Annotated in this window: 15 protein-coding genes; 6 read left to right on the top strand and 9 right to left on the bottom strand. The window is 61.4% G+C overall.

What is annotated here, in order from left to right; genetic code table 11:
* Positions 1-8: 8 nt before the first annotated feature.
* Complete coding sequence (locus ACZYOF_RS09620; RefSeq protein ID WP_130580111.1) at positions 9-362, bottom strand: phasin family protein; 354 nt, start codon at positions 360-362, stop codon at positions 9-11.
* 338 nt (positions 363-700) lie between these two features.
* On the opposite strand from ACZYOF_RS09620, the gene ACZYOF_RS09615 reads away from it, so the two are divergent.
* On the top strand, positions 701-1,348 hold the full coding sequence (locus ACZYOF_RS09615; RefSeq protein WP_463715597.1) for a CoA transferase subunit A: 648 nt from the start codon (positions 701-703) through the stop codon (positions 1,346-1,348).
* A 3-nt stretch (positions 1,349-1,351) separates the two neighbouring features.
* Positions 1,352-2,002: a 3-oxoacid CoA-transferase subunit B gene (locus ACZYOF_RS09610; RefSeq protein ID WP_394567122.1), complete on the top strand. Its 651-nt coding sequence runs from the start codon at positions 1,352-1,354 to the stop codon at positions 2,000-2,002.
* 66 nt (positions 2,003-2,068) lie between these two features.
* Here ACZYOF_RS09610 and fabI read toward each other — a convergent pair whose 3' ends face one another.
* The 5 genes from fabI to ACZYOF_RS09585 all read right to left on the bottom strand — a co-directional run bounded on the left by fabI (position 2,069) and on the right by ACZYOF_RS09585 (position 8,533).
* Complete coding sequence (gene fabI, locus ACZYOF_RS09605) at positions 2,069-2,860, bottom strand: enoyl-ACP reductase FabI (protein ID WP_463715596.1); 792 nt, start codon at positions 2,858-2,860, stop codon at positions 2,069-2,071.
* On the bottom strand, positions 2,857-4,071 hold the full coding sequence (locus ACZYOF_RS09600) for an acetate/propionate family kinase (RefSeq protein WP_463715595.1): 1,215 nt from the start codon (positions 4,069-4,071) through the stop codon (positions 2,857-2,859). The genes fabI and ACZYOF_RS09600 overlap by 4 nt, the downstream gene beginning before the upstream one ends.
* Positions 4,072-4,076: 5 nt before the next feature.
* Complete coding sequence (locus ACZYOF_RS09595) at positions 4,077-5,048, bottom strand: phosphate acetyltransferase (protein WP_463715594.1); 972 nt, start codon at positions 5,046-5,048, stop codon at positions 4,077-4,079.
* Positions 5,049-5,077: 29 nt separating this feature from the next.
* Positions 5,078-7,330: a DUF3141 domain-containing protein gene (locus ACZYOF_RS09590; protein WP_463715593.1), complete on the bottom strand. Its 2,253-nt coding sequence runs from the start codon at positions 7,328-7,330 to the stop codon at positions 5,078-5,080.
* Positions 7,331-7,447: 117 nt separating this feature from the next.
* Positions 7,448-8,533: an AI-2E family transporter gene (locus tag ACZYOF_RS09585; RefSeq protein WP_130580104.1), complete on the bottom strand. Its 1,086-nt coding sequence runs from the start codon at positions 8,531-8,533 to the stop codon at positions 7,448-7,450.
* A 236-nt stretch (positions 8,534-8,769) separates the two neighbouring features.
* Between ACZYOF_RS09585 and ACZYOF_RS09580 the strand changes: the two genes are divergently transcribed.
* Complete coding sequence (locus ACZYOF_RS09580) at positions 8,770-9,012, top strand: GCG_CRPN prefix-to-repeats domain-containing protein (protein ID WP_130580103.1); 243 nt, start codon at positions 8,770-8,772, stop codon at positions 9,010-9,012.
* A 309-nt stretch (positions 9,013-9,321) separates the two neighbouring features.
* Positions 9,322-9,843 (top strand): N-acetyltransferase family protein, encoded by a 522-nt coding sequence (locus ACZYOF_RS09575; protein ID WP_463715592.1) that lies wholly within the window; start codon positions 9,322-9,324, stop codon positions 9,841-9,843.
* 51 nt (positions 9,844-9,894) lie between these two features.
* Here ACZYOF_RS09575 and ACZYOF_RS09570 read toward each other — a convergent pair whose 3' ends face one another.
* The 3 genes from ACZYOF_RS09570 to ACZYOF_RS09560 all read right to left on the bottom strand — a co-directional run bounded on the left by ACZYOF_RS09570 (position 9,895) and on the right by ACZYOF_RS09560 (position 11,239).
* The gene (locus tag ACZYOF_RS09570; protein WP_463715591.1) at positions 9,895-10,095 is read right to left on the bottom strand and encodes a hypothetical protein; all 201 of its coding nucleotides are present in this window, start codon (positions 10,093-10,095) and stop codon (positions 9,895-9,897) included.
* A 213-nt stretch (positions 10,096-10,308) separates the two neighbouring features.
* Positions 10,309-10,746, bottom strand: a complete 438-nt coding sequence (locus tag ACZYOF_RS09565; RefSeq protein WP_463715590.1) for a hypothetical protein — start codon at positions 10,744-10,746, stop codon at positions 10,309-10,311.
* A 226-nt stretch (positions 10,747-10,972) separates the two neighbouring features.
* On the bottom strand, positions 10,973-11,239 hold the full coding sequence (locus ACZYOF_RS09560; RefSeq protein ID WP_394567668.1) for a hypothetical protein: 267 nt from the start codon (positions 11,237-11,239) through the stop codon (positions 10,973-10,975).
* A 127-nt stretch (positions 11,240-11,366) separates the two neighbouring features.
* On the opposite strand from ACZYOF_RS09560, the gene ACZYOF_RS09555 reads away from it, so the two are divergent.
* Together ACZYOF_RS09555 and ACZYOF_RS09550 are read left to right on the top strand one after the other, a co-directional pair.
* A complete protein-coding gene (locus tag ACZYOF_RS09555; protein ID WP_463715589.1) occupies positions 11,367-12,215 on the top strand; it encodes a metal-dependent phosphohydrolase in 849 nt (282 codons plus the stop codon).
* A gap of 177 nt (positions 12,216-12,392) precedes the next feature.
* On the top strand, positions 12,393-12,617 hold the full coding sequence (locus tag ACZYOF_RS09550) for a hypothetical protein (protein ID WP_463715588.1): 225 nt from the start codon (positions 12,393-12,395) through the stop codon (positions 12,615-12,617).
* Positions 12,618-12,623: the final 6 nt, after the last annotated feature.

Below are 12,623 nucleotides of genomic sequence, written 5' to 3'. Positions count from 1 at the left end.
TAAGCAAATCAGCTCTTGGGAGTAAACACGCCCGCTGCCGCCTTCATGGCCGATTCGCCCATGCTCCTCCCCTGTTCCATCAGCGCTCGCATCTGGTCCTGGAAGAACTCGGACTGAATCCTGACTATGTCCGGCACATCCTTAGCCTCGATTAGCCGGTCGCAGAGGTCAAAAGTCGTCGCGGTCTGCCGCCGCATATGATCACAGAACTGCTTGGCCTGCCCGGCAATCGGGAGCTGTGAGGAGTTCAAGCCCTTCTCAAGCATGTCAAAATAATCCGAATTGGCCTTGCGAACACGGCCGAGATTCTCTGTGAGCATCGTCCGGACCTTGTCCGCTGCCACTTCTTGGGGGTTCGACATCGCATCCTCCTCTTCTGATGAAATCCATTAAGGTGCCGTCTATTTCGCGAGGCCGCCGAACCAGCCGCCACAGAGCCGCCAATTCGAGGTTCACCGAACGCCCGGTGCCGGGCCCGATGACGGGTCGACTGTCCCTCAGCCTCCGCCGTTGTCCTGAGGTCGGCAAGCAAAATCCCGCCGTCCCGCTCACCCAAGAGCGCAAGATGCGGGTGGCGGATCTTCGGTACCCGTCGCTCCAGCGAATACTCTTGATACAGATCAAAGCGACGCGGTGAGCGGGAGCCAGCATCGCACCGGTACTGCCCTAGATCAATCGCGTGCCGACCGGAGTGCCCATCATGAAGGCCATTTCCGTCGAAGAAGCCGTTGCGATGATCCCGGCCGGCGCAAGTGTCATGGTCGGCGGCTTCATGGGCGTTGGTACGCCGGAACGCCTGCTCGACGAAGTCGTGCGCCAGCACAAGACGGGCCTCGTCTTGATCTCCAATGACGCGGCGACACCTGGAAAGGGCGTCGGCAAGCTGTTCGACGCCGGCCTGGTCTCACGCCTGACGGCAAGTCACATCGGCCTCAATCCCAAAGCACAGCAGCAAATGCTGGCCAACCAGATTGCCGTCGACCTGATTCCGCAGGGGACATTGGTGGAGCGCATCCGCGCCGGAGGCTGCGGCCTCGGCGGCGTGCTCACGCCGACCGGCGTCGGAACGACGGTTGCCGAAGGAAAGCGTCAGATCGAGATCGATGGAAAAGCGTTCCTGCTCGAGACCGCGCTGCGGGCCCAGTTCGCGCTGGTCCACGCCTTCCTCGCCGATTACCTCGGCAACCTCTCTTATGCGCTGACCGCGCGCAACTTCAACCCTGTCATGGCGATGGCGGCCGATACCGTGATGGTGACTGCCGAGCACATCGTTCCGGTCGGCGTCATAGCGCCCGACCAGGTGGTCACACCGGCGCCGCTTGTCGACTATCTCATAGCGAACGAGTGAACCATGGATGCACAAGAGATCATCGGCCGCCGCGTGGCACGCGAGCTTCGCACCGGCCACCTGGTGAACCTTGGGATCGGCATTCCGACACTGGTGGCCAACTACGTGCCATCAGACATCAAGGTGTTCTTCCAGTCCGAGAACGGTCTGATCGGCACCGGCCCGATCCCGGAGCAAGGGATGGCCCATCCCCATCTGACCGATGCAGGCGGACGGCCGATCAGCGCGCTTCCGGGGGCCTGCACCTTCGACAGCGCTATGTCGTTCGGATTGATCCGCGGCGGCCATCTCGACGTGACCGTACTGGGCGGCCTGCAGGTCGACGCGGAGGGACACCTCGCCAACTGGATGATCCCAGGCAAGATGGTGCCAGGCATGGGTGGCGCGATGGACCTGGTCAGCGGCGCCAAACGTGTCATCGTGGCGATGCAGCATGCCGCGAAGGGAAAATCGAAGATCGTCAGAAAATGCACCTTGCCCCTGACGTCGTCGCGAATAATCGATCTCGTCGTCACCGACATCGCCGTGATCGGCTTTCCGGACGGCAAGGCGACGTTGATGGAGACCGCTCCCGGCGTCACGGTCGCCGAGGTCATGGCAGTGACGGAAGCCGAACTCGTCATTCCCGACACGGTTCCGGAAATGACGATCTGACGAGGTAACGAACGCGCGGGTATTCAGCGCTGAACAGCTTCCAACCGCTGCGGCGCCCGGGTCCACTCAATCGATGATGTGATAGCCGCCATCGATATACATGACGCCACCGGTGATCAACTTCGCACCGTCGAGCGCCAGGAAGGCCGTTGCATTGCCGACGTCATCAATACTGACGAGGCTGCGCGCGGGCGCCTTCGATTGCGCCTTGTCCATCAGCTCGTCGAATTCGGGAATTCCCGACGCGGCGCGGGTGGCCAGCGGCCCGGGCGAAATCGCGTGCACCCGGATTCCCTTCGGCCCCAGTTCGGCCGCGGCATAGCGTACGGCCGCCTCAAGCGCCGCCTTCGCGACCCCCATGACATTGTAGTTCGGCACCACCATCTGGCTGCCGTAATAGGTCATCGTGAACAGCGTTCCGCCCTCCTTCATCAAGGGCTCGGCCAGATGCGCCATGCGCAGGAACGACCAGCACGAAATCTCCATCGTCTTCAAAAAGCCATCCCGTCCAACATCCACGACGCGGCCATGCAGCGCTTCCTTTGGCGAGAACGCGATCGAGTGCAGCACGAAATCAAGCCGGCCCCAGTCCTTCTCGATGCGCTCGAACACCTGCTCCATTTGGCCTTCGGTGTTGACGTCCAGCGGCATGAAGATCGGGGCTTCCAGCGCCTGCGCCAGCGGCTCGACATGCTTTTTGGCCCGGTCGTTCAGGTAGGTGACGGCCAGATCGGCGCCGAGCGCGCGAAACGCCTTGGCGCAGCCCCATGCGATCGATTGATCGTTGGCGATGCCCACGATCAGGCCCTTCCTCCCCTTGAGAGCAACCTTGGTCTCCGGAAACACGGGAATATTCATGATACCCTCTCGCGGTTCGGGCTGGATGATGGACTGTTCAACAGCACCGACAAAGTGTGCTGCGCGATCATCAGTTCCTCATCCGTCGGCACGACGTATACCGGGATGCGGCTGTCGGACCGCGATATGAGCCGCGCGTGGCTGGCATTCGCGACCGGATCGAACGCAATGCCGAGCCAGGCCAACTGCTCGACGATGCGTGAGCGAATTCCAGCCGAGTTCTCGCCGATGCCGGCCGTAAAGACGAACGCGTCCAACCCCTGCAGCGCCGCCGCCAGCATGCCGGCGTTGAGGCAGATCCGATAGACGAAATACTCGATTGCCAATATCGCGTGCGGATCGTTGCTCGCCTCCAATTGCCGCATATCGTTGCTGACGCCGGAGAGACCCTTCAATCCGCAACTGCGATAGAGAAAATCCTGGACGTTCGAGGCCGACATTCCCTTTTCGGATATGAGGTAAAGCACGACCCCGGGATCGATCTGCCCCGGACGCGTCCCCATCGGCAAGCCATCAAGCGCGGTGAACCCCATTGTGCTCTCCACGCTGCGTCCACCCTTCAGGGCACACATCGACGCACCGCTGCCGAGATGGGCGACAATCACCCGCCCTTTCGCAACATCCGGCGCGATCTGCGGCAAGGTTCTCGCGATATATTCATACGACAGGCCATGGAATCCGTAGCGCCGCACACCCTCGGCATGGAGCTGATAAGGGATCGCGTAATAGTCGGCCACCGTGCCGTGGGTGCGGTGAAAGGCGGTGTCGAAACAGGCCACCTGCGGAAGGGCAGGAAAATTGGCGAGCAGCGAACGGATCGGCGCCAGATTGTGGGGCTGATGCAGCGGCGCCAGCGCGACATACCGCTCCAGGCGCGACACCACGCCATAGTCGATCAGCACCGGCCGCTCATAGTCCGGACCGCCATGGACAACGCGATGCCCGACGGCCATCGGGTTGATGCGAAGCTCGTCCCGCAGCCACGCTCCGGCAACAGCCATTGCGGCCGGGATGTCCGAAACGCTTTCGATCTGGTAGGCGCGCTCCGCCAGCGGATCGCCGTTTGCATCGACAGCGCGCAGGCGCGGACGGCTACCGATGCCATCCATCTGGCCCTTGATCTGCCGCCGCAGCCTCCCTTCTCCCTCAATCGCAAAGATCTGGAATTTGACGCTGGAGGAGCCCGCATTGACAACGAGGATCGTATTCATGGCGATCACGCAGCCGCAATTGGAGCAAGCCGGCGCCGCGCGTCGGCATGGAGCGCCGCGACCGCGCAGGAGGCCATGCGCGCCCGCGGCGAATCGGCGCGAGACGTCAGAACAATCGGCACCCGGGCCCCGAGCACGATGCCGGCGCTGTCGGCGTTCGCGAAATAAGCCAGATTCTTTGCCAGCATGTTGCCGGCCTCGAGGTCGGGGACAACCAGGATCTGCGCGCGCCCCGCGACCTCGGACTTTATCCCCTTGATCCTGGCCGCCTCCACGTCGATCGCGTTATCGAAGGCAAGCGGCCCGTCGAGCAGGCCGCCGGTGATCTGCCCGCGATCCGCCATCTTGCACAGTGCCGCCGCCTCGATGGTGGACGGGATCTTGGGCGTGACCGTTTCGACCGCGGACAAGATCGCCACCCGCGGCAACGTGCCGAAACCAGCCTGCGTGAAGAGATCGATGGCGTTCTGGATAATGTCCCGCTTATCATCGAGATCAGGGAAAATATTGATGGCCGCATCCGTCACAAACAGCGTATCGGCATAGGCGGGGACATCCATCACGAACACATGACTGATGCGCCGATCGGTCCGCAAGCCCGTCGCCTTTGCCGTGACGCTGCGCATCAGCTCGTCGGTGTGCAGGCTGCCCTTCATCAGCATTTCGCCCTTGGCCGCGTGGATCAGCTCGACGCCTTTGGCGGCCGCGGCGTCGCTGTGGGGAACATCAATGATCTCGACGCCGGCGATGTCGAGGCCATGCTTGCTTGCGGTGTTACTGATCTTGGCTTCGGGGCCGACCAGCAGCGGACGGATGATGCCGGCTTCTGCGCTGTCCAAGGCACCGCGCAGCGAGGTCTCGTCGCAGGGATGCACGACAATGGTCGGCACCGGCGGCACGGCCTTGGCGGCCGCGATCAACCGATCATATTTGGTATGGGATCGCACTTCGCCTGAATCTGCGGGCATGATGCTCATGGTGGCGCTCCGGATTCTTCCAACCGGCGTTACGACGCCTTCGCTTTGGGATCGGTCTTGGGATCGGTTTTGGGATCGAAAGGGGCAACGTTCGAGGCTCTGTCCGACGTCTCTGTCGCATCTACGCCGAACAGCTCAGCCACATGGTGCAGGCGCTTGGCAGTGTCACCTGAAATCGCGGCACTCGCGGACAGCACGTCGCGGATGACGGCGAAGGCCGCGCTACGCTCCTGGGCGTTATCGGGCAGCAGCTTCGGGATCGCTGCCAGCGCCTCCTTCTGGTCCAGGAGCAGTATGAAGAATTGCTCGCGCACCATCATCTTGAAATCCGCCAGCGCCAGACGCGCCCCGCTGTCATTGCGCCGAACCTGACGCAGTGCTTCCAGGCTCCGTTCATCGACCATTCCCCGCGCCGACCCGACATAGAGCAAGCCGCGAATGGTTGCCTCCCGAAGACCGCCCTCGTCGATCTTGGATTTCAGCTCTGATATCCGCGCCCGCAATCTCTCGCGATATTCGGCCGACATCTCCTGCCGCCGCGACGGCGTGGACTGCGGATCGATTCCAACCGCCGCCTGAAGCGCGGGCAAGCCGTAGACGGTAAGGAAGACTGCCTCGCTGAGGGCTTCCTGCGAATCGCGCCAAGTGTCGAGCGCGTGGACGATTTGCTTGGAGACTTGCTCCTGGAAGGCAAGGAACGGATTGTCTGATGATACCGGCTTGCGATGCTCACTCGCCGCATCTGCCGCCGCTTTCACGGCGGCCATGAAAGGATTGTGGCTACTGAAGACCTCATATTGCAGGCGCAGCGGGTGCAGCTTGCGCATCCACTCGGCCATCTGCGGCGTCACCATGCCCTTGATCCAGGGCTGGACGAATTTCCGGTAGGCCGCGAGATTGATCTCGGACACGCGCTTGGCGGTGGCGAAGCGCCGCTCGTCCTCCGGCGAATTGCCGCCCATAGCGCGGATATCGTCAAGCGTGCGCGCCTCGCAGCGCATCACCCACTGGCCGACGGCAAGATCGGGATTGACGGTATCGGCGCCCTTTGCCTCGAAGGTCGCTTCATAGAGGCCCGGCGGCAGCACGTCGATCAGATCGATATTGCTGGAAAATTCCGCATGTTCCTTCTTGGCGATGCCGCCGGACACGAAGATTCCGAGATGGCCGACGCTCTCATGAACCGTGTAGACGATGGTCTGGCCGTAGGCCCTGATCTCGTCGACGTCGGCGTAGAGATCGAGGATCCAGTCCAGCGCCTGCTGTGGCGGAGTAATGTTGTCTCCCTTGGAGCAGAACACCACGACCGGCGATTTGATGTTGCGCAGATCGACCGTCTTGCCGTCCGACATCTTGATGCGACCGGCGGCGAGATTGTTGCCGATGAAGAGTTCATCGACGATGAACTGGATTTCCTCCGCATTCAGGTTGACGTGCCCGCCCCACCAGCGCTCGAATTCGAGGTAGCGGTCCGCCTCGGTGTCGACCTTCGAATACACATTGTATTGCTTGGTCCACAGCGTGTTCGAAGGGTTCTGGCTCTCGAAATTCTGCACCAGCCAGGCACCATCGAACTTGCCGGCACCGAGGTCGCTAGTGAGCGCCGTCAGCCAGCCCCCCCCGAGCAGACCGCCCGAATAGCGCATCGGATATTTGCCGTGCACGCCGGCCCAATAGGCAAGCGGCGCGCCGGCGATGATGACGGGCCCGAACAGCTCCGGACGCAGCGACGCAAGGATCATCACGGCCCAGCCCGCCTGACAGTTGCCGATGACGCAGGGCTTACCATCGGCATCAGGATGGCGCCTGATGACTTCCTCGATGAACAATGCTTCCGCGCGCGCGATGCGCTCGATGGTCTGGTGCGGCATCGGCTCCGGCAGGAAGCCGATGAAGTAGCAGGGATGACCGGCCTTCATGGCGACGCCGATCTCGCTGTCCGCCTTGAACCCGCCAATTCCCGGCCCGTGTCCCGCGCGCGGATCGACCACGATGAACGGCCGCCGCTCGAGATCGAGCTCGGTACCCTCGGGCGGAATGATGCGCACCAGCGCATAGTTCACCGGTTCGGAGAGCTTGCGCCCGTCCATGACCAGTTCGGCGGTGTAGTGCAGAACATGCGGTGCCGTCTGGGCAATGTGCTGCTGATACTGGTCGCCGCGCCGGCGCAGGATGTCCAGGAACAGCACGCTGCGCTGCCCGGCATCAATCATGTATTCCACGGCCGAGGCAATGAGGCCCGATATGGGATCGCGCGAAAGCGGTGCCTTGTCCATCGACATGTCCGGACCTCCCTGTCGCTTGTCGATTGAATGCGCCGCGCCACCTCGGACTTTGATTTAGGTCAACGTCGTGAAGCGGAACAGAATGGTCCGTTTTGAGCGGCTTCGGCTCGAGAGCTATTGTTCCGCTGATTGCGCAAGGCGGCTGCGATCCTGATTGATCCAGGCCACCGTCAACTCCCAGGCGACTGACAGGATGACCGGGCCGATAAAGAGGCCAAGAATTCCGTGCGCAAGCGTGCCTCCGATCACCCCGATAAGGATGACGAGGGCGGGTGTAGTAAGGCCGCGCCCCATCACCAGCGGCTTCAAGATGTTGTCGAGCAAGCCAACAATCACCAGAAACACGGTCAGTGGCAGCGCCGTCGTGAAGTCTTTCGCTGTCCAGAGCCAGATGATCACGGGAAGCAGGACGACCGTCGCACCGATCTGCACGATGCTCAGCAGCAGGATCGCGAAAGCCAATAGGCCCGCATTTGGAATTCCCGCCAGCTTGAGACCAATGCCGGCGAGCAGGGACTGGATGATCGCGACGCCGATAACGCCTTGAGATACCGCGCGTATCGTTGCCCCCGCCAATTCCAGGAAGTGCTCGCTCTGCTCGGGAACGACGCGGGACAGGAACCCCCTGCTCGCCGCCACAAGCTGCGGTCCATAGGGAAAGAGAAAGCCGGCCAAAGCAACCGACAGGAGGAATTTGAGCGTTCCGACGCCGGCATTGCCCGCAAGGCCGAGAATCGTCGCAGCCAGCGGCTTCAGATAAGGAGCGATTTCGCCCAGAACGGCGCGGAGATTGGTCGATGCCTGATCCCAGAGATCGTAGAGCTGCGGGCCGATCAGCGGCCAATCCTTGATGCGCCCGGGCGGCGAGGGAACCGCCAGGCTTCCCGCGCTGAGTTGTGCAGCAATTTCCCGGAGGCCATCCACCGCGCCTAGACCGAGCCAGGTCGCCGGCCCGATGACTATCGCGAGGTTGACGATAGTGAGAAGCGCCGCCGCCAGCTTCGGGCGTCCGCCGAGCAAGTTGGCGAGACCGTTAAAGACCGGATAGAACGCAACGGCGAGCACCACGCTCCAGGCCACGATCGGCACGAAGGGTCGTACAAGGACAAAAGTCCAGTAGATCAGAAAAGCCAGCAATCCAAGCCGGATTGCAAGCTGGATGATGTCCTCCCCGGACAAAAGCTGGCGAAGTGTTCTCAAGGGCGCACCCTCGTTCGAGGCTGCGCGAAAGCGTACCCGCCTCGTTCCGCGACGCGGCTTGATTTAGATCAAGCACACCGGCCCCACTGCCCCCACCCCCGCGAAATCAGTGCCCTCGCCCGCTCGGTTTCGTGCTCGGGAGGGGCTTCGCTTTTCCGCCCCATTGATCCAAGATCAATGCCGCGCGCTCCGCGCAGCACTTGCCTGCAAAACATGAGAGGCGAGAGGAAATAGAGATGAAAGTGACATTCGCAGTTCTGTTCGCAGCCATATTCGCGAGCATCGGCATGGCCAACGCCGCGGACGGCTGCGGCCCCGGTTGCCATGTGGCACGCAACGGCGGGTGCGTCGTCGACGGCTGGGATAGAGGCGCGCGTGTGCGCAATGAGTGTCCGGTCGGGGCTCACCCCCGTCCTCCGTGCTACCGGTGGTTCGTCTGGAGCCGTCGCGACGGAGCCTGCATCATCAGCCCCAACTAGAGCATTTTCGGTTCTGATTGAATCAGAACCGAAGCTCTAGATTCTTGTTTTGACGCGTTTTCTTCACGCGAACCGGTGTCCACTTCGCTCGAAAACGCTCTAGGGGGCGATCCAGATCGGGATGGTCGGCGTCGATCGAGGGAGCCGACCTGAGTGAGCCGCGTCTCGCGGCCCGCGTAGATTCACACGACTATCAAGTGCCCGTGACTAATGGCGACTTGATCTAGATCAAGCACCCTGGCCCCCCGAGCGGCAGGTTTGATTGGTCGGCGAGACCGGCCGTCAAATTGCTGGAACAAGAGGCAGCAGATGCCGGAAGCCGCAACCTACACGGCGCTCGAGCGCCTGAACGACGGCAGCCAAGTCGAAATCCGATCGCTTCGACCGGACGATGAGGCCGACATGATGGCTGCAGTTGGGCGGGCGAGCGCGCAATCCCTGCAACGCCGCTTCTTTGCGGTGAAGCGCGGCTTCTCGGAGAAGGAGCGCGCCTTCTTCATGGAGATCGATTTCAGAAATCATGTCGCGCTTGTCGCACTCCTCGAGGAAGCCGATCAATCGGCGATCGTCGGAGGCGGCCGATACGTTGTGTTCGAGCCCGGGCGAGCCGAGATGGCATTCGTGGTCGTCGATGCCTGGCAAGGACGCGGCATCGGCTCGATCCTGATGCGTCACCTCGTCAAGATTGCTCGTAATGCCGGGTTACAGGAATTGACCGCAGAGGTTCTGCCCGAGAATGCCGCGATGCTCAAAGTGTTCGGAAAATTCGGCTTCAAGCCGGTCTCGCGGCGAGACCCGCAGACGATCCATTTGGCGCTGACGCTCAGCTAAAAACGGATCATGGCCCTGCTGTCATGCGCCTATTACGGGCACTTTGCCGGGTCACAGGTAGAGCACGGCAACTGCGGTTATTGCCCCAGAAAATATTCCGAGCGAGATGACGGCCGCTTTGAATACCAAGTCATTCTCGGCAAACCACAACAAGCCAGACTTCAATCGGAGAACGCTCTTGCGCCAACGCAACCGGGCGATGGCGAAGATCACTATGGTTTTCGCCCGGGTCGTGTTTGAGAACGACGGCATGGCCCCAATACTCCACACCACCTATGATGTGGCTACGGCTGGCAATTGACCAGTGCAGTTTGTGCCACTGAAAGCTCGCAGCGTAGCAGCGCTTGCCTAGGCTGAAGGCGCGACTTCGCTTTCCTCCGGCGCTAGTCGCATGTGATCTCTCAGCTGCTCATCCTCGCCTGCGCTCCACCCCACTCCCGTGTGCGGCGCGAGCGAGGGGAGTCTTCAGTCGTCGTCAGCTCCCTGAATGGAGAAGCCTTGGCCATACGGGTTCGTCGGGCTATCCGGTATGTACGGATTTCCAGCACCGAAGGGATTGTTGACGCTATCCGGAGAGAAACAACTTCCATAACGGCCGTATGGGTTTGAAATCGAATCCGGATCATACGGGTTGCTGCTTAAGCGCCCGCGATAGTTTCCCTGGCTGTCATACAGCTTGGGTGCATCCATCGCGTACGGATTATTGGCGGAGCTGTTGCTGTGGGTGCTGCCATATCGCCCGTACGGATTATTGACGCTGTTTGGATTGTAGGGACTACCAGCACCGAATGCGTTCCCCGTAGAGTTCGGGGCATATGGGTTGGCGGAATAGTTGCCGAGGTATTGCGCGCCTGCGCTAGATGTCATCACGACCAGCAGGGCGATGCTTAAAGCCATCTTCATCGGCATTTCCTCTTCGTTGCAGCATCACGGTCGTACTCGTCGGACATACAGTCTTCAGGCAGTATGGCCGCACTCAACTTTTCACGACGCTTCCTGAACGTCACGTGACCAACCGCCATGATGCATACCGTAGCCGGATATCCGGCGGCTGCAGCGGTCCTTGCGGGCCGAGCTTGACCGGGCCTATCGCCATAGGCACCCACCTCACGTGCGGTCGGGCGCACCGCTACCTCAGCCCGAGAAGGGAGCGCCGGTAGCCGCTGGCGCGGGCTTCGCTCCTGCACACAAAGCTTCCGGTGTGACCCAGTCCGTAACGTTTTTGCCCTTTCAGGTAATAGCGCGCGCGCCGGAAATCGAGCCAAACCACGGAATCATCAGGGCAATGCCGCTGGGCCTGGGCTTGATAGCGGAACGGCGTCAGCGGGACGGCCTTTGCCTCGTGTGCGGCGCACACGAAAAGTGAGAAAAAGACGACAAGTCCACTGTGGTTGATCCAGGTCAACGGCGCGCCCCCGGGCGTTTCTAACGTCCCGATCCATATCATTTTCAACATGCCGCCTGAAGACGGCCCGAACCGACTGTGCTATCTTTCGACCGGCCGCGATTGAGCGAGCAGCAACATGCTCACCATTCCACATCTGACCGCGCAGGCGCTTGGCGCCTTTCTGGCCTCCGAGACAAACGGACGGTTCGGTGCGTCTTACGGTTACCTCAACGAGCTTCTGCCATATGCGGCACGCCTGTCGCTCGAATGCATCGGCAACAGCGACGCGCTCTATCACGATATCGAGCACTCGATGCTGGTCACCCTGGCCGGCCATGACATCCTGATGGGGCGCGCCTTGTCGCGGCCGACGACGGCCGAGGACTATTCAAATTTCATCCTGGCCTGCCTGATCCACGACATCGGCTATGTCCGCGGCGTCCTTCAAGGGGACGGGGACGACCTCTATGTCGCCGATGTCACCGGCGCGACCATCCGGCTTCCGCGCGGCGCGTCGGACGCAGCGCTCGCGCCCTATCACGTGGACCGGTCCAAACTGTTCGCGCTGGAACGTTTCGATACCGTTGAACACGTCGACGCCAACCGGATGGCGCGCGCGATCGAATACACGCGATTTCCCTACGCGCCGTCATCGTCGGACGACGATCTGAACAATGAAGAGGGCCTGCTGCTGCGCGCCGCGGACCTGATCGGCCAACTCGGCGACCCCAACTATCTGAGGAAGGCGAACGCTCTCTTCTATGAATTCGAAGAGACCGGGATGAACAAGCAGCTCGGCTACGATACCCCGGCCGATGTCGTGTACAAATATCCGCAGTTCTATTGGAACACCGTTGCGCCGCAGATATCGACCGCCATTCGATACCTGAACGTCACGTCAAGCGGCCGCCAATGGATCGCAAACCTTTACAGCAATGTGTTCAGGGCGGAACGAGAGATGAGGCTGTCCGGTCCGGAGCTGTGACGCCCATCAATTGCCCGCCCCATCAATTGCCGGGGCACACGCGGCATGTGGCAGATGTAACCGAATTATCCGGCCTTGAAATGTGCGCGTAACCCTGACCTTCGAAGTTCCGGCATGCGGCACCGCTCGCGGTTACCGCAAAATGCATTCGTTAGCCGGAGGCACAAGGAGGAATTCATGGCAAACAAACTCGCACTGGCTGCATCGGTCATCATGCTGATCGCAATCTCGGGCGCGGCGGTTGCAGGCAGCCCGAAAACGCACGCGCGCACGCATTGGTCCGCGGCATCTTACGCTGCACAAGCCGCGTACTACCCTTACGCCTTCGAGCCCGCAGCGCCCTGGCTCGCGTACTGGCCCAACGTGCGCCGGTATCAGGGCGGACCGAAGTCCGACTATTGAGATCGC

The organism is Bradyrhizobium sp. LeoA1Lang, assembly GCF_055413685.1.
Note: the sequence above shows the minus strand (reverse complement) of the source record. Positions and strands in the feature narration are given on the sequence as shown.

Bases quoted from the DNA above. Each gene is read 5' to 3' on its own strand.
- ACZYOF_RS09620 (WP_130580111.1), bottom strand. From the start codon at position 362: ATGTCGAACCCCCAAGAAGTGGCAGCGGACAAGGTCCGGACGATGCTC.
- ACZYOF_RS09615 (WP_463715597.1), top strand. From the start codon at position 701: ATGAAGGCCATTTCCGTCGAAGAAGCCGTTGCGATGATCCCGGCCGGC.
- ACZYOF_RS09610 (WP_394567122.1), top strand. From the start codon at position 1,352: ATGGATGCACAAGAGATCATCGGCCGCCGCGTGGCACGCGAGCTTCGC.
- fabI (WP_463715596.1), bottom strand. From the start codon at position 2,860: ATGAATATTCCCGTGTTTCCGGAGACCAAGGTTGCTCTCAAGGGGAGG.
- ACZYOF_RS09600 (WP_463715595.1), bottom strand. From the start codon at position 4,071: ATGAATACGATCCTCGTTGTCAATGCGGGCTCCTCCAGCGTCAAATTC.
- ACZYOF_RS09595 (WP_463715594.1), bottom strand. From the start codon at position 5,048: ATGAGCATCATGCCCGCAGATTCAGGCGAAGTGCGATCCCATACCAAA.
- ACZYOF_RS09590 (WP_463715593.1), bottom strand. From the start codon at position 7,330: ATGTCGATGGACAAGGCACCGCTTTCGCGCGATCCCATATCGGGCCTC.
- ACZYOF_RS09580 (WP_130580103.1), top strand. From the start codon at position 8,770: ATGAAAGTGACATTCGCAGTTCTGTTCGCAGCCATATTCGCGAGCATC.
- ACZYOF_RS09575 (WP_463715592.1), top strand. From the start codon at position 9,322: ATGCCGGAAGCCGCAACCTACACGGCGCTCGAGCGCCTGAACGACGGC.
- ACZYOF_RS09570 (WP_463715591.1), bottom strand. From the start codon at position 10,095: ATGCCGTCGTTCTCAAACACGACCCGGGCGAAAACCATAGTGATCTTC.
- ACZYOF_RS09565 (WP_463715590.1), bottom strand. From the start codon at position 10,746: ATGAAGATGGCTTTAAGCATCGCCCTGCTGGTCGTGATGACATCTAGC.
- ACZYOF_RS09555 (WP_463715589.1), top strand. From the start codon at position 11,367: ATGCTCACCATTCCACATCTGACCGCGCAGGCGCTTGGCGCCTTTCTG.
- ACZYOF_RS09550 (WP_463715588.1), top strand. From the start codon at position 12,393: ATGGCAAACAAACTCGCACTGGCTGCATCGGTCATCATGCTGATCGCA.